This is a genomic window from Pseudomonas sp. Yb2C2, from assembly GCF_052112325.1.
Taxonomy (GTDB): Bacteria; Pseudomonadota; Gammaproteobacteria; order Pseudomonadales; family Pseudomonadaceae; genus Aquipseudomonas; species Aquipseudomonas marginalis.
In genome coordinates this window covers 1-19,172 of record NZ_JAVAJK010000037.1, presented here as the reverse complement: position 1 = coordinate 19,172, position 19,172 = coordinate 1, and the positions used below count along the sequence as shown (strand labels likewise).

General features: G+C 60.1%; 15 protein-coding genes and 2 rRNA genes. 5 read left to right on the top strand and 12 right to left on the bottom strand.

Features of this window, described 5'->3' with window-relative positions; genetic code table 11:
* Nucleotides 1-81: 81 nt before the first annotated feature.
* From Q8X51_RS30570 to Q8X51_RS30530, 9 genes are all read right to left on the bottom strand, one after another.
* Complete coding sequence (locus Q8X51_RS30570; RefSeq protein ID WP_065924676.1) at nucleotides 82-660, bottom strand: hypothetical protein; 579 nt, start codon at nucleotides 658-660, stop codon at nucleotides 82-84.
* Nucleotides 661-766: 106 nt separating this feature from the next.
* Entirely contained in the window at nucleotides 767-2,212 is a 1,446-nt protein-coding gene (locus Q8X51_RS30565; protein ID WP_137212684.1) for an efflux transporter outer membrane subunit, read from the bottom strand.
* A complete protein-coding gene (locus Q8X51_RS30560; protein ID WP_407694683.1) occupies nucleotides 2,209-3,264 on the bottom strand; it encodes an HlyD family secretion protein in 1,056 nt (351 codons plus the stop codon). Before Q8X51_RS30560 ends, Q8X51_RS30565 begins: the two co-directional genes overlap by 4 nt.
* Nucleotides 3,265-3,279: 15 nt before the next feature.
* Nucleotides 3,280-4,815 carry an MFS transporter gene (locus Q8X51_RS30555; RefSeq protein ID WP_065924673.1) on the bottom strand — a complete coding sequence of 512 codons (1,536 nt, stop codon included), beginning with the start codon at nucleotides 4,813-4,815 and terminating at the stop codon, nucleotides 3,280-3,282.
* 235 nt (nucleotides 4,816-5,050) lie between these two features.
* Entirely contained in the window at nucleotides 5,051-5,971 is a 921-nt protein-coding gene (locus tag Q8X51_RS30550) for a LysR family transcriptional regulator (RefSeq protein ID WP_407694684.1), read from the bottom strand.
* A 59-nt stretch (nucleotides 5,972-6,030) separates the two neighbouring features.
* A complete protein-coding gene (locus tag Q8X51_RS30545) occupies nucleotides 6,031-6,879 on the bottom strand; it encodes an ABC transporter permease (RefSeq protein WP_065924672.1) in 849 nt (282 codons plus the stop codon).
* A gap of 12 nt (nucleotides 6,880-6,891) precedes the next feature.
* Nucleotides 6,892-7,743 carry an ABC transporter ATP-binding protein gene (locus Q8X51_RS30540; protein ID WP_065924671.1) on the bottom strand — a complete coding sequence of 284 codons (852 nt, stop codon included), beginning with the start codon at nucleotides 7,741-7,743 and terminating at the stop codon, nucleotides 6,892-6,894.
* A gap of 1 nt (nucleotide 7,744) precedes the next feature.
* Nucleotides 7,745-8,770: an ABC transporter substrate-binding protein gene (locus Q8X51_RS30535; protein WP_065924670.1), complete on the bottom strand. Its 1,026-nt coding sequence runs from the start codon at nucleotides 8,768-8,770 to the stop codon at nucleotides 7,745-7,747.
* Between the two features lie 14 nt (nucleotides 8,771-8,784).
* On the bottom strand, nucleotides 8,785-9,678 hold the full coding sequence (locus Q8X51_RS30530; protein WP_065947098.1) for a TauD/TfdA dioxygenase family protein: 894 nt from the start codon (nucleotides 9,676-9,678) through the stop codon (nucleotides 8,785-8,787).
* 266 nt (nucleotides 9,679-9,944) lie between these two features.
* Here Q8X51_RS30530 and Q8X51_RS30525 point away from each other — a divergent pair, with 266 nt between their 5' ends.
* The 5 genes from Q8X51_RS30525 to Q8X51_RS30505 all read left to right on the top strand — a co-directional run bounded on the left by Q8X51_RS30525 (nucleotide 9,945) and on the right by Q8X51_RS30505 (nucleotide 16,542).
* Complete coding sequence (locus Q8X51_RS30525; protein ID WP_065924668.1) at nucleotides 9,945-10,652, top strand: GntR family transcriptional regulator; 708 nt, start codon at nucleotides 9,945-9,947, stop codon at nucleotides 10,650-10,652.
* Between the two features lie 338 nt (nucleotides 10,653-10,990).
* Nucleotides 10,991-11,749, top strand: a complete 759-nt coding sequence (locus Q8X51_RS30520; RefSeq protein WP_065924667.1) for a DUF3050 domain-containing protein — start codon at nucleotides 10,991-10,993, stop codon at nucleotides 11,747-11,749.
* On the top strand, nucleotides 11,746-12,684 hold the full coding sequence (locus Q8X51_RS30515; RefSeq protein WP_407694685.1) for a diiron oxygenase: 939 nt from the start codon (nucleotides 11,746-11,748) through the stop codon (nucleotides 12,682-12,684). Before Q8X51_RS30520 ends, Q8X51_RS30515 begins: the two co-directional genes overlap by 4 nt.
* Nucleotides 12,681-16,058, top strand: a complete 3,378-nt coding sequence (locus Q8X51_RS30510; RefSeq protein ID WP_407694686.1) for an amino acid adenylation domain-containing protein — start codon at nucleotides 12,681-12,683, stop codon at nucleotides 16,056-16,058. The genes Q8X51_RS30515 and Q8X51_RS30510 overlap by 4 nt, the downstream gene beginning before the upstream one ends.
* 19 nt (nucleotides 16,059-16,077) lie before the next feature.
* Nucleotides 16,078-16,542, top strand: coding sequence for an SRPBCC family protein (locus tag Q8X51_RS30505; RefSeq protein ID WP_065924664.1), 465 nt, complete (start codon nucleotides 16,078-16,080; stop codon nucleotides 16,540-16,542).
* 38 nt (nucleotides 16,543-16,580) lie between these two features.
* On the opposite strand, the gene Q8X51_RS30500 is transcribed toward Q8X51_RS30505, so the two are convergent.
* The 3 genes from Q8X51_RS30500 to rrf (Q8X51_RS30490) form a co-directional block, all read right to left on the bottom strand.
* A complete protein-coding gene (locus Q8X51_RS30500) occupies nucleotides 16,581-18,461 on the bottom strand; it encodes a methyl-accepting chemotaxis protein (RefSeq protein ID WP_027608051.1) in 1,881 nt (626 codons plus the stop codon).
* Between the two features lie 376 nt (nucleotides 18,462-18,837).
* Nucleotides 18,838-18,953: ribosomal RNA gene (rrf, locus tag Q8X51_RS30495) — 5S ribosomal RNA — on the bottom strand.
* Nucleotides 18,954-19,062: 109 nt separating this feature from the next.
* Nucleotides 19,063-19,172: ribosomal RNA gene (rrf, locus tag Q8X51_RS30490) — 5S ribosomal RNA — on the bottom strand; the annotation flags it as partial.

Below are 19,172 nucleotides of genomic sequence, written 5' to 3'. Positions count from 1 at the left end.
ACTACAGGAAGGTTGTTCAACGCAAGACGTTGTCATCTTTATGCTTTTGCAGTCTTAAAAAACACTGCGCCCTGAGGACAATCACGACAGCCCTTGCTCGTGAAACGCCCCTATAAAGCCCAAGCTCCACATGCCCAGCCCGATAACGATCCAGATTGCGTTAGCCCAAGTCAGGCGATTGTTCGCCTCGCCATCTGTGTCGCCCTCGATCAGGTTCACCGCGCCTTGCACCTGCACGAACAGCGCTACCTGCACGATCATCAAGCACACGCTCAACTTCATTGCCGTCATGGCGGTGACGAAAAAAACGTAGGTAAAGGGTAACAACCCACACGCAATAAGCCCCAGCGCCATGGCTCGCGGCCACCAGCGGTACGGCGTACCGTCAAGCGCCAGTTTCTGCCTGATTTTCATCACCAGCGAATACAGAAAAAACACCGAGAAGAACGCTCGCACCAGCGGCAACACCTTTGCGCCAGTAGCCCGCCGATAGCAGGCCCACTGCTGGTAACACCAGTAGAAGAGATAAAAACCTTGGGACAGCAACACCATCAGGACCAGCTTGCGCGGCGCGACCACGAAGAATGTAGGTTGGATGGCGGAGACTGGAGTGCGCAGATCAGCTTGTGGAGGCGCGTAGGGGTTTTCGATGACAGACATCGGAAAGACTCACAGGTAATAATCGGACTGAAAGCTTAACGATCAAGGTTCACCAAGGTTTAAGGCAGCAAAAATCAAGAACGGTCCTACATCGGATACTCCAATTTCAATGCTGAGCCATTGCCACTGGGTAGACCGACTCCCACCCGCCCCCCAACGCCTTGTACAACCCCACCATCGCCAACGACACCCCGGTAGAACTCTCGACCCACTGCTCCTGCGTGGCCAGCAGCGCGCTTTGCACGGTGAGCACGTTGACGAAATCCACCACGCCTTCAACGTATTGGTGCTGTGCGGTGGTCAGGGCGATCTGGTTCTGGCGCACGGCTTCGGCGAGGCTGTCACGGCGCAGCTGGCTGGCGTTGTAGCGGGTCAGTTGGTCGTCGATTTCATGCCAGGCACGCAGCACCGTTTGCTGGTAGGCCAGGGCCGCTTCCTGTTGCTGGGCTTCGCGCAGGTCCAGCATGCCTTGCAGGCGGCCGCCGCTGAACAGCGGCAGGCTCACTTGCGGGCCGAAGGCAAACGCACGAGAGCCCCAGGAGCCGAAATCCGACAGTTGCATGGCCTGGGAACCGAGGCTGCCGGACAAGGTAATACGCGGGTAAAAATCGCCCTTGGCCACGCCGATGCTGGCGGTGGCGGCGTGCAGGCGCGCCTCGGCCTGGCGGATATCCGGACGGCGTTCGGCGAGCTCCGACGGCAGGCCGATGGCGACCTGGCGTTGGGCCTGCGGTACGGCGGCGTCCTTGGACAATTGCGCGTGCAGAGCCTGGGGTGGCTCGCCCATCAACAGGCTGAGGGCGTTGATCAACTGGTCCTGGCGTTGCTGCAGATCCGGCAGCCGCGCTTCGATGGCGGCGACCTGGGCGGCGGCTTCGGCGACATCGAGGTCGGTGGCCACGCCGTCAGCCAGGCGCAGTTGCGAGAGCTTGAGGCTGTGGCGGGCGACGTCGAGGTTTTGCTCGGTCACCGCGCGGGTATTTTGCACGCCGCGCAGTTGGATGTAGTCCTGGGCGGTCTCGGCCAGCACCGATAACAGCACGGCGCGGCGGTCGTTTTCCGCCACTTGCAGGGTGGCATCGGCGGCTTCGGTTTCGCGTTTGACCCGACCCCAGAAGTCCAGCTCCCAAGACGCCGAGAACCCCGCGTCCCACTGGTTGAACGCGGAACGGCCGTTTTCGCCGGAGGGGTCGTTCAAGCCTTTGCCGCTGTTGCGTTTGCGCTGGTAGGCACCCGTGGCGTCGACAGTGGGATAACGCTCGGCGGTGGTCACCTGGCGGACCGCACGGCTTTGTTGCAGGCGGCTGCTGGCCAGCTTCAGGTCGAGGTTATCGGTCAGCGCGCGGCGAGTGAGGGCCGACAGTTGCTCGTCGTGGAACACGTCCCACCAGCGCTCTTGCAGCGGATCACTCACTGCTCGGCTGGCGGCTTGTCGCCCTTGAGGTTCGCTCCACCGCGTGGCTTGCGGCGTGTGCGGGCGCTGAAAATCCGGCCCGACAGTGCAGGCACTCAGGCTGATAACACTCAGGGTGAACCAGGCAAGGTGTCTCATTGCTGGGCCACCTCACGCTGCTTGACCGGCTGCGTGTCGACGCTGGCTTCAACCGACATGCCGACCCGCAGGCGCTCGGTCAGCGGTTGGTTGGGTTCGAGGACGATTTTCACCGGGATACGCTGCACCACCTTGGTGAAGTTGCCGGTCGCGTTGTCCGGCTTGACCGATGCGAAGGTCACACCCGTCGCCGGTGCGAGGCTCTCCAGGTGGCCGTTGAGCAACTCCCCGTCGAGGCTGTCGACCCGCACCTGCACGGCCTGGCCCGCGTGCATATGGGACAGCTGGGTTTCCTGGAAGTTGGCGACCACATAGGCCTCGGCCAACGGCACCACCGCGAGGATCTTGCTGCCCGGGGTCACATAGGCCCCGACCCGCACCGCACGCTCACCAACCATGCCATCCACCGGCGCGACGATGCGCGTGTAGGACAGCTGATAGCTGGCCATTTCCAACGCGGCCTGGGCACGCTTGAGTCCACCTTCGGCTGCATCGCGCTGGGCCGTGAGGATTTCCACCTGCTTACGTTCGGCCGCCAGCACCGCGGTGGCGTTGGCCAGGCGCGCGTTGGCCTGGTCGATGCGGGTCTTGGCTTGCTGGGCGTTCTGCACGGTACCCGCGCCCACGCCGGCGAGGTGGTTGTAGCGGTTCAGTTCATGTTCGGCGAAGGCCACTTCGGCGCGGTCTGCCGCCACGGTGGCCTGGGCCTGGGCGATCACCGAGCTTTGGCGCTCCAGGGTCGCGGTGGCGTTTTTCAGCTGGGCCTGGGCGACCAGGGTGTCGGCGTCGGCGGCCTGGGCGGCGGCGCGAAAATCGCGGTCGTCGATCAGCGCCAGCAGTTGGCCGGCCTTGACGCGCTGGTTGTCGTCCACCAGCACTTCCTTGATAAAGCCCGCCACACGTGGCGCCACCAGGGTGAAATCGGCGGCGACGAAGGCGTCGTTGGTGGCCTGGCGCTTGTTGCCCAACAGGCCGGGCGCGACCAGGTACACCAGCACCCCGACAGCAAACACGGCGATAACGGAGACGGCGATTTTGTCTTTGCGTTTCATGGGAAGTCCTTGTGGCTAGGTCGGTGCGCGAGGCGGAAAAATCCGCGTGGGCATCCAGAAAATCAGCAGGATCAACGCCACCGCGACAGCGGCCATGACGTAATAGAGATCCGAAGAAGTCAGCACCACGGCCTGCTCGTGCAGGCGGTGGGCCAGGCCCGGCGCATCGCCGTCGGCCAGCGGCGAGTTACCCAGGCGGTCCACCAGCATGGTCGAGTGAAAGTGCAGGCGCTGGGTGGTCAGCGCATCCAGCACGCCGGTGGCAATCACGGCGGCCAGGCCTTTGACGGTGTTGAACCAGGCCGAGGCGAACGGCCCATCCGCCGGTTGAATGCTGCCGGTGGAGAGCATCAGCAGCGGCAACACCGCCATGGGCTGCCCGAAGATTTGCAGCAGGTACAGGCCGTAGAAATCATCGCGAATCCACGCCGAGGTCAGGTGCGCGCTGCCCACGCAACACAGCACCAACATCCCCAGCCCGATCCCCAGGACCCAGCGGCAATCGACCCAGCGCAGGTTGCACAACGCCGCCACCAGCGGCAGTGCGATCAATTGCGGCAGCGCCATCAGCAGCATCACCGGCGCGGTTTGCAATGGGCGATAACCCTGGACCTGGGCGAGGAAACTCGAGGGGATGATGATCACCGAGGTCAGCACCATCAGCACGCCTGCCAGCACGATCAGGGCAAACGCCAGGTTGCGCAGGCCGAGCATCTGCAACTTGAAGAACGGCATCGGGTGCGACCATTCATTGAACATGAACAGCACCAGCAGCACGCTGCCGCCGCACAGCAGGAAGGTGATCAGGCCCGACTCGAACCAGTCCAGGCGATTGCCCTGCAGAATGCCGATCACCAGCATGCAGATCGCCGGAAAGCCGAGCAACAGGCCGCGCCAATTGAATTGCTTGAAGCGCTCCAGGCGCAGCGGGTCTTGCGGCAAGCCGTAGGCCACGGCGGCCATGGCCAACAGGCACGGCCCGACGATCTGCCAGAACGCCCACTGCCAGCCGACATATTCAGTCCACAGCGCCGCCAATGGCGTGCCAAGGCTCGGCCCGAAGGTGGCGGTAAGTGCGTAGCCAGCCAGACCATACAGCTTGACGTTGGCCGGCAGGAAGCGCAGCGCCACGGTCATCAGCATCGGCGGTAAGGCACCGCCGGCCAGGCCTTGGACGGTACGCAGCAGCAGCAGGCTTTGGTAGTTCGGCGCAAACGGGCACAGGATCCCCAGTGCGGTGAACAAGCCAATAGCGCACAGGGTGAAGCGCCGCAGGGAAAACGTCACCGAACACCAGGGCGCAAAGGCCATGGCCGACACGGAGGTGGCCGTGTACGCGGCCACCAGCCAGGTGCCTTCGTCAAAGCCGATGTACAGCGCGCCGCGAATATCCGCGAGGGCCACCTTGGTGACCATCTCGTTGAGGCCGGACACCAGCACCGCGAGCAACACGCCGACCAGGCCGATGATGATGCGCGGGCCAAATACAGGCGGGGTGATGGCGGTGGGTCTGGCTGCGGCCGCAAGGGTGGGGGCAGCGAGGGAAGTCATAAACAGGCAGCTCGGGATTAGAAATACCCGAGCAGTTTAATCAGGCACATGCATGACAAAAAGTTACTTATTGGCAGCTTATAACTGCACCACACACAATCCTGAAACCGACACAAATCTACATGTGGGAGGGGGTTTACCCCCGATTGCTGTGTGCCAGACACAGATTTTCTATCTGATCCAACGCAATCGGGAGCAAGCCCCCTCCCACATTTGCCCTGTGTACGCTTGATGTTTAGGTGGGTTGAGCTTCCAGCCAGGTGGCGTGGCAGCTCTCACGCATCGTCTCGCGCAGCCACTTATGAGCCGGGTCTTTGTCGAAGCGCGGGTGCCAGGATTGGGCCAATACCAACGTCGGCAGCGAGATCGGCAACGCAAACGCGCGCAGTGGCAGCTTCAAGCGGTTGGCGCTCAACAGGGCTTCCTTGGGCACCGGCAGAATCAGGTCGGAATCAGGCAACATGAACATCGCACCGTGAAAGCCCGGCGCAATCATCGCAACCCGCCGCTCCAGGCCCTGGGCATTCAACGCGGTGTCGATCGGCCCACGGGCGATGCCACGTCGCGAGATGCTGATATGGGAATAGCTGGCGAAGCGCGCGGCAGTGATCTCTTCGTCAAACAACGGGTGGTCCTCCCGCGCGAGGCCCACGAAGGTGGTGGAAAACAGGTTCTGCACCTTCACTTCCGGGGTGACCGGCATGGTGTTGCTCACGCGCAGGTCCAGCCGTCCTTCGCGCAGCGCTTCATCATCGGTGTCGCCTTCAGGCACGAAACACAGCTCGCACAGTGGCGCCATGCGCTCCATGGTGTCAAACAGCCGACCGCCATACACGCCGATGAAAAAGTCATTGGCGCGCACACTGAAGCGACGGCGCAGGGTGCTCAGGTCCACCTGGTCCGCCGAGCGAAACAACAGCGCGGCCTGCTCCACCACGTTGCGCACCTGGCCCTGCAACTCCAGGGCCTTGGGCGTCGGCACCAGGCCGCGACCGGCGCGCACCAGGATCGGATCGCCTACCGCTTCGCGAATACGCGTGAGGGTGCGGCTCATGGCCGCCGGGCTGAGGTTCATCCGCCGCGCGGCGCCCACCACGCTGCCCTCGTCGAGCAAGGCGTCGAGGGCGACCAACAGGTTCATGTCGGGTAGTTGCATGCCAAGCACTCGTGATCAGTCGGGAGTGAGCTGGCCGCAATCGTAGCAGGCTGGGTGTATCAGCGCTGCATGCCCCAACGCTTCACGGTGAGCCGCTCGAAGGTATCAAACACCAGGTTTTCCACCAGCAGGCCGATCAGGATCACCACCGCCAGGCCGGCGAATACCTTGTCGGTGTACAGCTCGTTGCGGTTCTGGAAGATGTACCAGCCCAGACCGCCCTTGCCGCTGGTCGCACCGAATACCAGCTCGGCGGCGATCAGTGTGCGCCAGGCGAAGGCCCAGCCGATTTTCAGCCCGGCGAGGATAGACGGCAGTGCGGCCGGGATCAGGATGAACAACACGAAACGCATGCCCTTGAGGCCGTAGTTGCGACCAGCCATGCGCAGGGTTTCGGACACGCCGAGGAACCCTGAATACGTGTTGAGCGCCAGCGCCCACAACACCGAATGCACCAGCACGAAGATCAGGCTGTTCTGGCCCAGGCCGAACCACAGCAGCGCCAGCGGCAATAACGCAATGGCCGGCAGTGGGTTGAACATCGAGGTCAGGGTGCTCAGCAGGTCACGGCCCAGTTGCGTGGACACCGCTAGGGTGGTCAGGGCAAACGCCAGCACGATACCGATCAGGTAGCCCTTGATCAGCACCACCAGCGAGATGCTCACCTTGCCCAGCAGTTCGCCACTGAGCAGGCCGTCATAGAGCGCGTGAAAGGTCTGCAGGAAACTCGGCAGCAGCAGGTCGTTGTTCTGGTAGCGCGCGACGGCTTCCCAAAGGATCGCGAGCACGATCAGGATCAGGCCCTTGCGCAGCCAGCCTTGCTGCCACAGGCGTTGGCGCAGGGGCAGTTCGCGTTCAATGGGGACACTGAGCAGCGGCTCAAGGTTGATTTCGTATTCCTGGCGCATTGGGTTGTCCCCTTAGTAAGCGATGCGGATGTCGGCGAAACCCAACTCACGTTCGGCCTCGGGCGCTTCATCGAACAACAGGCGATGAATCCGCCGCGCCGACGCCTGGAACTCCACGCCACCGAGGCTGTGCAAGTCGTATTGATGGCTGTGGATTTCCGCGCGCACGCGCCCCGGATGCGGCGACAGCAGCAGGATGCGATTGCCCACCACCAGCGCTTCTTCGATGGAGTGGGTGACGAACAGCAGGGTGAAGCGCACTTCTTCCCAGAGCAGCAGCAATTCTTCCTGCATCTTGCGTCGGGTCAGGGCGTCGAGGGCGGCGAAGGGTTCGTCCATCAGCAGGATCTTCGGCTGCATGGCCAGGGCGCGGGCGATGGCCACGCGGGCTTTCATACCGCCGGAAAGGGTGTGCGGGTAAGCGTCGGCAAAGGCGCAGAGGCCGACTTTGTCGAGGTAGTGCAGCGCCCGTTCTTCGGCTTCGCGACGCGGCAAAGTTTTCGACGCCAGCAGCGGAAACATCACGTTCTGTTTGACGGTTTTCCATGGCGGCAGTTGGTCGAATTCCTGGAACACCACAATGCGGTCCGGGCCTGGTTGTTCGACCTTTTGCCCCAGCAGGCGGATCTCGCCTTCGCAGGGCTTGATAAACCCGGCAATGGACTTGAGCAGTGTGGATTTGCCGCAACCCGATGGGCCGAGCAACACGTAGCGATCCGCCGGGTCGATCTCGAAGCTGACTTGGTGAGTGGCGCGCACCACGCGCTCGGGGGTGCGGTATTCCAGGCTGACGTTATCCACCGCCAGCAATGGTGCGGCGGTGTGCAGGTTGCTGGCCGTGTGGCCTTGCAAGGGCGCGTTCATCTCAACTTCCTTGCAGGGGCTTGGCGTCCTGGAAGAAGTAGTCCTTCCACGATTCAGGCTTGTTTTTGATGGCGCCGACGCGGTAGAGGAATTCCGCCAGCGGGTAGGTGTTTTTTGGCGTGACGCTGAATTCGAACTGCGGGTTGTCGATGATTTTCAGCAACTCGGCGCGGTCGATCTTGGCCTTGGTGACGCGGATGTAAGTGTCGGCCGCAGCGCCTTTATCGTTCTGGGCGAATTGCGCGGCTTCGGTCAGCGCCTCGACAAATGCCTTGTAGGTCTTCGGGTTGTCGTTGCGGAATTTCTCGGTGGCGAACAGCACCGTTGGCGAGTTCGGCCCCAGCAGGTCGTAGGTGTTCAGCACCACATGCACGTTAGGGTTGGCCAGGGCCTGGTCCTGGAACGGCGGGTTGGAGAAGTGCCCGGTCAGTTCGGTGCCGCCGGCGATCAGGGCAGCGGTGGCATCCGGGTGCGGGACGGCGACGGTGTACTTGTCGAGGCGATTGAATTCCTTGTCGCCCCATTGCTTGGCGGCGGCGTATTGCAGGAAGCGCGACTGCACCGACACGCCCACCGCCGGCACGGCGATACGGTCCTTGTCGGTGAAGTCGGCAATGGTCTTGACCTTGGGATTGTTACTGACCAGGTAGTAGGGGAAGTTGCCCAGGGAGGCCACGGCCTTGACGTTCTGCTTGCCATGGGTGCGGTCCCAGATGGTCAGCAGCGGACCGACGCCGGCACCGGCGATATCGATCGAGCCGGAGAGCAGTGCGTCGTTGACCGCTGCGCCGCCGGACAGCTGGGTCCAGTCGACCTTGATGTCGAGACCTTCCTGCTTGCCGTATTTTTCGATCAGGTTCTGGTCGCGCACTACGTTAAGCAGCAGGTAGACGATACCGAACTGTTCGGCGATGCGGATCTCGCCTTCGGCCTGCGCAGCCGTCGGCGCCACCAGGCTGCCGGCCAACAGGCTGACACCGAGGCCGACGGTCGCGGCCAGCCGTGCAAATGGGGTTTTCCTGGACATGGTCATGCTCCGAATCAGAAAGGCGCGTCGCCCTGGATGGTGGTGCGAAACAGTTTGCGGCGCAGATGGCTCGGGCAACCGGCGGCCAGGTGAATCAGCGAGCGGTTGTCCCAGAACACCAGATCGTGGGGCTGCCATTGGTGACGGTAGATGTTGTGCGGCAGCACACTGTGGGCGTAGAGCTGGGCCAGCAGGTCGCGGCTTTCGTCTTCCGGCAGGCCGACGATGCGGGTGGTGAAGCCTTCACTGACGAACAGCGCCTTGCGGCCGTTTTCCGGGTGGGTGCGCACGATGGGGTGAACCACTTCCGCGACTTGGGCAAGCTGCTCGGGCGTCAACGTCGGGCGCCAGTTGCCTTCGAATTTGGTTTCGCTGTAGCGCGCGGTATAAGAGTGCGCGGCACTGCGGCCTTCAACAGCTTTGCGCAGGTGCTCGGGCAGTTGGTCCCAGGCTTTGTGCATGTCGGCAAACAGGGTATCTCCGCCTTCCGACGGCAGCTCCTGGGCGTGAAGCATCGAGCCCAGGCTCGGCAGCTCTTTATAGGACAGGTCCGAGTGCCAGAATTTGCCTGCGTCACCCAGGCCTATGGATTGGCCGTTTTCGATGATGTTGGAGACGATCAGGATTTCCGGGTGGTTGGCCAGCAGGAACTGCTTGAGCACGTGGATCTGCAGGACGCCAAAGCGGCGGCTGAAAGCGATCTGTTGTTCGGGGGTGATGCGTTGGTCGCGGAACACCACGACGTGGTGATCCAGGTGCGCGCGATGAATGCGGGCGAAATCCTGGTCGTTGACTGGCCGGGACAAATCCAGGCCGACAATCTCGGCACCGACGCTGCCGGGCAGTGGTCGAATCTCGAACGTTTGGGCGGCAAGGGTCGCTGTTGGAACAGTAGAGGTGGCGGACATGAGTTCACTCCCGGTCAGACAGGAGAGTGACTTTATAGATATAAGAATGGCAATTTAAATACCGTTAAAGAATATCTATATGCGGTAATGTCGCAACACGTCAGTGGCGTGTCAGACTCGGCAAAACCCGCGCGTGGGCCGCCGGAGCCGCGCGTTGAAACGCTTACAAGCCGAAACCGTGCCCGTTTGACAAGCCCTATGGGCAGCCTCTAGTGTGCATTGGATCCAATTAGCACCCCTATTTTAATAAGGAGGATAGCGTAACCGTGACGCAGAAGCCGAATCCGTTGAACAGCATCAAGATCACCGGCCCTATTCCCGCCCATCTTGCTCGCTCCGTGATTGAAGAAACCTTGCGCAATGCCATCCTTGATGGCCGCTTGCCCTGCGGTACCGCCATGCGCCAGCAGGAGCTGGCCAGCCTGTTCGGGGTCAGCCGCATGCCGGTGCGTGAAGCCTTGCGTCAGTTGGAGGCCCAGTCACTGCTGCATGTAGTCACCCACAAGGGCGCCGTGGTTGCACCGTTGATCGAAGACAATTCGGCTGAGACCTATGAGCTGCGAATGTTGCTGGAGTCTGAAGCCCTGCGTTTGTCGATTCCCTTGCTGACCGAAGCCGATATCGCCGAGGCAGACACGCTCATCTTTGCCCTGGAACAGGAAAAAGACTACACCGAGATTGGCCGTCTCAATCGCCTGTTCCACATGACCCTGTATGGCAAGGCCCCCAACCAGCGGCTGCTCAAGCTGGTGGAGCACGGACTGAATGAGGAGGAGCGCTTCCTGCGTTTCAACCTCGAGGCGATGGGGCTGGGCGAGACTTCCCAGGAAGACCACCGTGAACTGCTGAACCTGGTGGCACAAAAGAAGGTCGAGGAAAGCATCCTGACGCTGCGTAATCACTTGATGCGCGGGATGGAAGTGATCACAACCTATCTCAATGACCTGGACGCCGCCGCAAAGAAGACGCTCTAACAAGGTGTCAGGTCGCTCGGCTTACCCGTCGAGCACTGCGGGGTTCCCTACCTGACCAAGTAGCACCCCGCGCAGAAGAAACGTCCCACTCTTATAAAGTAAGTTGCCGACAGCTTATATTATTTAGAAAAACATCTGATGCATTCATATACTCACCAACTTGTTTAACCCGCTTATTATCTTTCATTACTAAATCAGCCACTTAATTCGACCGTGCAGCCCCACTTGCGTGAGCGCGCGTGCGCGCAAAGCCTGGTTTACATCTTTCTTATCTTTTTGCGGCATACAAAAGCCCAACGTTGTTTTAGCGGCGACGCAATAATTTATAGGCATCAACTATGTACCCACCTTTACTGGAACAAAGAAAACGGCTGTTGTGCAGCCATCCGTTATTTCTGGAAATAACTTCGCTGGAAAAGTTACGACTATTCATGGAAAACCATGTATTCGCTGTCTGGGACTTCATGACGCTCACCAAACGCCTGCAGCAGGACCTGACCTGCACTCGCCTACCCTGGCTGCCACCGGCCGACCCGCAAGCAGCACGCTTGATCAATGAGATTGTGCTGGGCGAAGAATCAGACTCACACCCCAGGCAAGGCCATTGCAGCCACTTCGAGTGGTACCTGGAAGCCATGGTCGAAGTCGGCGCCAGCACCTCGGCGATACACCGTTTCATTGCACTGCAGCACCAGGGCGTGGAAGCAAGCACGGCCCTGCGCATGGCCGATGTTCCTGCTGGGGCCGCGCGCTTCGTCAGCGCCACGCTGCACATTGCGCTGCAAGCCCCTACCCATTGCGTAGCAGCTGCATTCCTTCATGGGCGTGAGCGTGTCATCCCAAGTATGTTCGAACACCTCCTGCAGCCCGATACGCTCATCCATCGCCAGGCACCAGCCTTGTGTGGCTACTTCAGGCGCCACATCGAGTTGGACACTGAGCATCACGGGCCAGCAGCTGAAGAACTGCTCGAACGCCTGGTGGGTGCAGACCCGGCTTATCCGCAACAGGCCCATGACGCAGCCCTTGCCGCCGTAGAAAGCCGTATCACGTTCTGGGACGAGGTGCGCGCCGCGCTGCACGAGGTACACCCATGAATACCGCCGGATACACCACCATCGCCGACGACTGGGAACGCCGCGCCACCATCCGAACCCGCCCTCGTCGCCTGTTGGAAGACGACGACAAGCTGATCTACCCACTGTGCCGTCAGCCCTTGGTACTCAACGCGACCTTCATGGAACATTGCTCGCAATGGCGCCACTTCGTGCTGGTGCAAAGCTTCTATAAGTTCATCCACGATGTGGTGATTTTCGAAACCGAAATCGTCGACAAGACCGCGCGCAGCATTGCCAAGAATCGCTTCTCGCTGCCCTTCCCGCTTGCCTGTCGCGTTGATGCGATGACGGTTGTGGTGGACGAGGACTACCACGCCTTGGTGGCCCTGGATTTCATGCAACAGACTGTCACAATGACGGGCATACAACCGATTGACCTGCCCGGGCATATCGAACTGAGTCGCGCGCTGCCGGCGGCGCAGGCGCAGGCTCCGGAACACCTGAGCGACGCTGTAGAGCTGATTGGCGTAGCCATCGCCGAAAACACCGTGACCCACGATGTCGCAGCGTTTTCCAAGGACCGCAGTGTCAAGGCCTCCATACGAGGCTTGATGGACGACCACCTGTTTGACGAAGGTCGCCACGCGCAGTTCTGGACGCGGCTGGTGCGCATCTACTGGCAAACCGCGAGCCCGGATGACCGTGACAGCATCGCTCACGTACTGCCGACATTCCTGACGCATTACCTGACCAACGACCTGCAGAAAAACTTCGACCTGCGCCTGATCGAACACCTGGACATCAGCGAGCGCCTGCGCGGTGTGCTGCGCGATGAAATATCAGCGCTGGCGTTCCCCATCACCCGCCAGCACCCGTTGATGGGCAATATCATGGGCTTCCTGCAACACAGCGGCTTGCTGCAAACGCCGAGTGTGGGGCAGGTGCTGAGCGACTACCTGTCGGTGTCGCCATGAGGTGCCTGACCATCGGCTGGTGCGGCACAAGCAAGGCACTGGGCGAAATCAGGCCAATGCTGGAACAGTACGGCCATGTTTCAGGGGATGAGGCCACCGACCTGTGGATTGAAGACGGCAGCCTGCCGTTGCCGGATGACGTGGGCGAAACCACCTGTATAAGTCTGCGCCTGGGGATTGGCCCGTTGAGCGACGGTGGGTTGTCTGCGCTGCAAGTGCGCGCCTATGACCATGGCCGACGCTTGTTCGCCGTGCTGGACATCGCCGAGGAGCCCAGTGGCAACGGCCAGCGATTGCGTCGGCAGGCAACAACCGCGCTGGTGGATTGGGTCGCACTGCTAGTCAGTGGCTTCTCACGTGACCCCGAGTCTCTCTCTACACGCGCGATTGCCACTGACTGGCCCGAGCACGGCCTGCACGGGCTTGAGCCGTTGGCATTTATGCATCGATTCAATCGTACGGCAAACCCTGCCCTGATCCAGGAAGCCCAGGTACCGGTGATCGAACGGGTGCAGGCCAGCCTTGTCCTGTTCGCCGTCCGGCCGGCGCTGAACATTGCGGGGCACACCGTGACCTACCGCCAACTGCACCTACAGGCCATGGCGATTCAGCTGCGATTGCGCCCGCTGCTGGAGGCGCTTGAGGCGCCACCGGTGATCGGTGTATGCCTGGAAAAATCCGTGGAATTGTATGCCAGCATTCTTGCCGTACTGGGCAGTGGCGCGGTGTACCTGCCACTGGGACCTGATCAACCCACACAACGCCATCGGGCCATGCTCGAAAACGCTGGGGCCCACGTATTGCTGGATGCCGGCCAACATCCATTACGGGAGTGTTTCATTTCACTGGATGTCAGCACAGTCGAGGCGCACAACGCCAACTCCTCATCCTCGCTGATGCACGATCGCCCCTGCTCGGATATGCCGTGCATGGTGCTCTATACATCGGGCAGTACGGGCCAGCCCAAGGGTGTGCTGCTCAGCCAAGGTAACCTGGCGCATTTCACCGCTTGGTTCGGGTCCTGCATGACACTGGATGAACGGAGCCGCGTCCTGCAGTTTTCGCCCTTGGGTTTCGACTCGTCATTGATCGAAATCTTCCCCGCCCTGATTGCCGGCGCCGAGTTGATCGTACCCAGTGAGGAGCAGCGACGCGACCCTGGGCAACTGGTGGAATTGCTCCGCCGACAACGCGTCACTCATGCCTTCCTGCCGCCTGCGCTGCTCAACATCCTGCCGCCGGATCCCCCCCTCGGCCTAACGCATCTGCTCACCGGTGGCGATGCCTGCGAACCCCATGTAATCGAGCGGCTGGCAGGACGGTGTCAGTTGCACAACCTCTATGGTCCCACCGAAACCACGGTACTGATTACGCACCGGACGTTCGCCCCCGATGACAATAATCGTAATGTCGGCTACCCCATCGCCAATAGCCAGGTGCTGATCCTCGATGACGATCTGCAACCGGTGGATGAACAGGTGATGGGCGAGTTGTACATCGTCGGGCCCGGAGTGAGCCTGGGGTATGTGAATGCGCCGCGGCAGGCTGACAGCCCGTTCGTCGAACTGCTGGTGCCGGGCGGCCAAAGGCTGCGGGCCTACCGCAGCGGCGACTTCGCGCAGTGGACCGCCGCAGGGATTGTGCTGGGTGGGCGTCGCGACGATCAGGTAAAGATCCGCGGCTTTCGGGTCGACCCCCGGGAGATTGAACAATGCCTGCGCAGCAACAGGCTGTATCGCGAGCTGGCCGTGGTGATCGACCATGAAAGCAGGATCTGCGCCTTTGTCGCCCAGCCCGAACTTAACGCTTCGCTGGTGGCCTTGCAGCAGCATGCGCGCCAGTGGCTACCGGACTACATGCAACCTGGTTTCTGGGTGGAACTGCCAGCCATGCCGCACAGCGACAACGGCAAAGTCGACCGCAAGGGGCTGCTGTCGCGCCCCTTCCTCCCCATTTTGCAGGCCACTCCCGGCGCCGCGCATACGCCGCTTCAAGCGCGATTGAGCGACCTTTGGGGTGAGCTGCTGGGCTTGCCCACCCGCCAGTTGCCCATCGATGAAAGCTTCTTTGCACTGGGCGGCCATTCGATTTTGCTGTCGACGCTGTTGTTGCGCGTTCGCGAGCAATTTGGCCGTAGTTTCGCGTTGAGCCATTTCATTGAAGTACCGACTATTCGTACGCTCGCAACGCTGATGGAGGATGGTGAACTGCCAGACGCATCCTCTGCCCAAGCGGCCATGGACGCTCAACGGGAGTGGGAAATCAATCCGTTGCAAGGGGACCGCGCAGGCAATCCGCACAAGGTGATCGTGACGGGGGCCAACAGTTTCGTCGGCGTCCATATTGTCGAGGCGTTGTTGAACGCCGGTGCCACCGAGGTGGCGTGCCTGGTGCGTGACTTGCCGGGGAGTCCTGCGATGGCTCGTTTTACCCAGGCGTTGCGTGACTACCAACTGGAACATCTGGACTTGAGCCGCGTACGAGTATTCGCCGCCGATGTCAGCCTGCCGCGATTGGGTTTGGCCTGTGACGCGTATGACGCACTCGCCGCAGACTTTGGCGCGCTGGTGCACAACGCAGCACGGGTCAACCACGTGCTGGACTACGCCTCACTGGCCAGGGACAACGTCGACCCCATATTCGAATGCCTGCGCCTGTGCGAAACCCGCTGCAAGAAAGTCTTCAACTTTGTATCGACGTTGTCGGCCGCCAGCAGCATCGGCACGACAGGGCATGTGCTCGAAGCTCCGGCGGCAGCCACCCTGCCGCTGTACATCCGAAATGGCTACAACCTGTCCAAGTGGGTCGCCGAGCGGGTCCTGGGACGTGCAGCGGAGCAAGGAGCCTGGGTGAACATCCATCGCCCTGGAAATATCAGCTTCAACAGCCATAACGGTATCTGCCAGCCACAAAAGAATCGCCTGATGTTGATGCTCAAGGGGTCGCTGCAGTTGGGCTTGCTGCCGAGGTTGGACCTGAATTTCGACCTGATGCCCGTGGACTTTCTGGCTCGCTTCATTGCGTTCCACTGCAATCGCTTTCAAGCCGATAGAAGCGTATTCAACCTGCATAACCCGCAACCACTGAGCTGGGAGCACTACCTGGATGCATTCAACCGGGCGGGCCACCGGTTCGAGCGGGTCAGTACTGCGCATTGGCAGCAGGCGCTGCGAACGGTAAGCCAGGACAATGCGATGTTTGGTGTACTCGGGTTTTACCTTGATCGACTGGATGAAGACATCGGTGACACCTCGATGATCCTCCATGACAACGCGCAACGCGGCGTTCAGCAGATGGGTGAGCAATACCCCGAAAAAGACCCGGCACTGCTGAGTAAAGGCTGCAACTACCTCAAGGCCATCGGCTTTCTTTGAACCGCTTCAGGACAACTTCATGAAACCGCTGCAACCCGATACGTTAATTCATAACCCTAGCGGCCAGCCGATAGTGTCCTCTGTGGTGATCGACTGCCATGCCAACCGTCTATGGAACATAGTGGGGCAGTTTGCAGGCTTCGATGCGTTCATCCCTTCCTTGACGCATATCGAAATGACCGGCACCGGAGTGGGCGCTTTACGCACGAAATTTTTCCGCGATGGCAACCGCGTCGTAGAACAACTCAATAGCCGGGATGAGCAAGCGATGCACATGACCTGGACCACGATCTACAACACCCTGGGCGTGGCCAGGTTGTGGGCAGCAATCAAAGTGGAAGCGCTTGGAGCACACTGCTCCAAGGTAACCTGGACTATCATTGCCGACCCCCTGGAGACGGCACAGGAAGGATTTGAGCAGTTTGTGCAAGGCTTCGCAGACAGCGCGCTGGACAATGTTCGCCGCTTGCTGGGTAAGCAGTAGGAGCGAACCGGCTCGCTCCTACTCGTACACTCAGCGGCTCAGATCTTGAAGCTATCGACCAGCTGCTTCAACCGATTGGCCTGTTGCGACAACGCATCGCAGTCTTTCAGGGTTTCGTTGAGGTTGGTCACGCCCTGCTGGTTCAGCAGGTTGATCTGGTTGATATCGACGTTGAGGGTTTCCACCACGGCAGTTTGTTCCTCGGTGGCCGCAGCGACGGACTGGTTCATGCCGTCGATCTCGACAATTCGCTGCGTTACGCTGACCAGGCGCTCACCGGCCTGGTTGGCCACCTGAACACTTTCCTCACTGGAGGTCTGGCTGGCATTCATGGTGGTCACTGCTTCACGCGACCCCACTTGCAGCGAAGTGATCATTTTATGAATCTCCTCAGCCGACTCCTGGGTACGGTGAGCCAAGTTACGCACCTCGTCGGCGACCACGGCAAACCCGCGTCCGGCTTCCCCGGCACGTGCTGCTTCAATCGCAGCGTTCAGTGCCAGCAAGTTGGTTTGCTGGGAGATGCCTTTGATCACATCAAGGATGTGGCCGATATTGTCGGTGCTGGCGTTCAGGGTTTCGATCTGAGTGCAGGACAGGCTGATTTTCTGCGACAGCTCCGACATCGCCAGGATGGTTTGCTCGACCACTTTACGCCCATCATCAGCCTGCTCGCTGGCACCGCTGGCGTGCTGTGAAGCATCGGCGGCGTTACGCGCGATTTCCTGGGTGGCAGCCCCCAGTTCGTTGATTGCGGCGGCCACGCTGTTGGTGCGTGCGCTTTGCTCATCAGAACCGATGATCGAGGCGTTGGATGACGCCATCACACGCTGAGACAGGTCATGCACCTGACGTGTTGCAGAAGACACTTCGGAAATCGAGGCGTGGATACGCTCCACGAACCGGTTGAACGCACTGCCGACTTCACCGAACTCGTCTTTACTGGTGACCGTCAAGCGGCGGGTCAGGTCGCCCTCACCTTGGGCAATGTCCTGCATGGCAATACCCATGGTGGTCAGGGGCCGCAGTAACACTTGAATTAGCAGGCTCAAGAGCACGGCAATCGCGACTACGGCGATCAGCATGGCGATCAATGCAGACGTACGGAATTTGCCCAGCGGTGCGTAGGCTTTGTCTTTATCAATCGACAGGCCGATATACCAATCTGCCCCGGGCAAGCCGCTGATAGGTGTGAACGACAGGATGCGATCCTGGCCCTTGAGAACTACGTCCTGATTAACTTTCTCAATACGGACGTTAGTGCCTGGGTAGATGTCCTTGAGGTTTTTCATCACCTGGTCTTCGTCAGGACTTACGATGACTTGGCCGTCGCCGCTGACCAGAAACGCATGGCCGATGCCGCCGAAGTCCACCGAATTGATGATTTTCACCAGGGTTTGCAGGCTCAGGTCTCCGCCGACCACGCCGAGCAACTCGCCGTTCTTTTTCACCGGCATAGCGATAGTTACGATCTGCCCACCCACGGCGGCCATATAGGGCGGCGTGAGCATGGGTTTATCCGCAGCCACGGCTTGCTTGTACCAGGGACGCTGACGAGGGTCGTAGCCGTCAGGCATTTTTGCGTCCGGGCGCTGGGTGAACACACCGTTGGTTTGGCCAACGTAGGTGAACTGGAAGTTCGAGGTGAACGCCGGTTGATCGACCAACCCTGGAAGATCAGCAGCACTACCCTGATGGGCAACGTTTTGCGTCAGACTTTCGAGCACCAGTATTCGACCGCTAAGCCAGTTCTGCACACTACTCGCGGTGAGCTCACCGGACTGCTGGATAGACGACTCCAGATTCTGTTTGATGGTGCTGCGCTGCAGGTAATCGTTGTAAAGCGTGAATAACGCGAAGGCCAGAACCACAACGCCTGACGCGGCCAACAGAATTTTATGACTGAATTTGAGATTCATTTCATCGACTTCTTTTTGCCAAATGGGGGTGAGCGTGCCGAGAGGAACATTCCATGTAACGGTATAGGCGGCGTCTCGGGCCGCTCTATTTCGGTGCACGCATGGCTCATCAGGCTTTCGGCCAAGCTGAAGGAAAGCTTAGGGGATTGTGGGATGAATCGCCCTTTTACGTAGGAAACCGACCAAAGGTTGTCGTACAAGATTTAGAAGTAAAAATTCTTCCCTACTACCTGCGTCGTGCTCTTAAAGCAGGTCAGTGCCATGAACATGATTTTGGAGTTGGGTAGGCGTAGTTGCTGCTCGCTTACAGAGTTCATAAACCCTCTAAACGACAAAACCCCTGTCTGCATGAGCAGACAGGGGTTCTTGAATTTAATCTTGACGATGACCTACTCTCACATGGGGAAACCCCACACTACCATCGGCGATGCATCGTTTCACTGCTGAGTTCGGGATGGGATCAGGTGGTTCCAATGCTCTATGGTCGTCAAGAAATTCTGTGTACCGGAGCGTTGCTTTAGCAACGTGCCGATGAAATTCATGGACTTCTACATAAACGAAACCCCTGTCTGCGTTAGCAAACAGGGGTTTCGGAATTTAATCTTGACGATGACCTACTCTCACATGGGGAAACCCCACACTACCATCGGCGATGCATCGTTTCACTGCTGAGTTCGGGATGGGATCAGGTGGTTCCAATGCTCTATGGTC

What these genes read in the sequence shown, in the direction of transcription:
- Q8X51_RS30570 (WP_065924676.1), bottom strand. Translation starts at nt 660, where the DNA reads ATGTCTGTCATCGAAAACCCCTACGCGCCTCCACAAGCTGATCTGCGC.
- Q8X51_RS30565 (WP_137212684.1), bottom strand. Translation starts at nt 2,212, where the DNA reads ATGAGACACCTTGCCTGGTTCACCCTGAGTGTTATCAGCCTGAGTGCC.
- Q8X51_RS30560 (WP_407694683.1), bottom strand. Translation starts at nt 3,264, where the DNA reads ATGAAACGCAAAGACAAAATCGCCGTCTCCGTTATCGCCGTGTTTGCT.
- Q8X51_RS30555 (WP_065924673.1), bottom strand. Translation starts at nt 4,815, where the DNA reads ATGACTTCCCTCGCTGCCCCCACCCTTGCGGCCGCAGCCAGACCCACC.
- Q8X51_RS30550 (WP_407694684.1), bottom strand. Translation starts at nt 5,971, where the DNA reads ATGCAACTACCCGACATGAACCTGTTGGTCGCCCTCGACGCCTTGCTC.
- Q8X51_RS30545 (WP_065924672.1), bottom strand. Translation starts at nt 6,879, where the DNA reads ATGCGCCAGGAATACGAAATCAACCTTGAGCCGCTGCTCAGTGTCCCC.
- Q8X51_RS30540 (WP_065924671.1), bottom strand. Translation starts at nt 7,743, where the DNA reads ATGAACGCGCCCTTGCAAGGCCACACGGCCAGCAACCTGCACACCGCC.
- Q8X51_RS30535 (WP_065924670.1), bottom strand. Translation starts at nt 8,770, where the DNA reads ATGTCCAGGAAAACCCCATTTGCACGGCTGGCCGCGACCGTCGGCCTC.
- Q8X51_RS30530 (WP_065947098.1), bottom strand. Translation starts at nt 9,678, where the DNA reads ATGTCCGCCACCTCTACTGTTCCAACAGCGACCCTTGCCGCCCAAACG.
- Q8X51_RS30520 (WP_065924667.1), top strand. Translation starts at nt 10,991, where the DNA reads ATGTACCCACCTTTACTGGAACAAAGAAAACGGCTGTTGTGCAGCCAT.
- Q8X51_RS30515 (WP_407694685.1), top strand. Translation starts at nt 11,746, where the DNA reads ATGAATACCGCCGGATACACCACCATCGCCGACGACTGGGAACGCCGC.
- Q8X51_RS30510 (WP_407694686.1), top strand. Translation starts at nt 12,681, where the DNA reads ATGAGGTGCCTGACCATCGGCTGGTGCGGCACAAGCAAGGCACTGGGC.
- Q8X51_RS30505 (WP_065924664.1), top strand. Translation starts at nt 16,078, where the DNA reads ATGAAACCGCTGCAACCCGATACGTTAATTCATAACCCTAGCGGCCAG.
- Q8X51_RS30500 (WP_027608051.1), bottom strand. Translation starts at nt 18,461, where the DNA reads ATGAATCTCAAATTCAGTCATAAAATTCTGTTGGCCGCGTCAGGCGTT.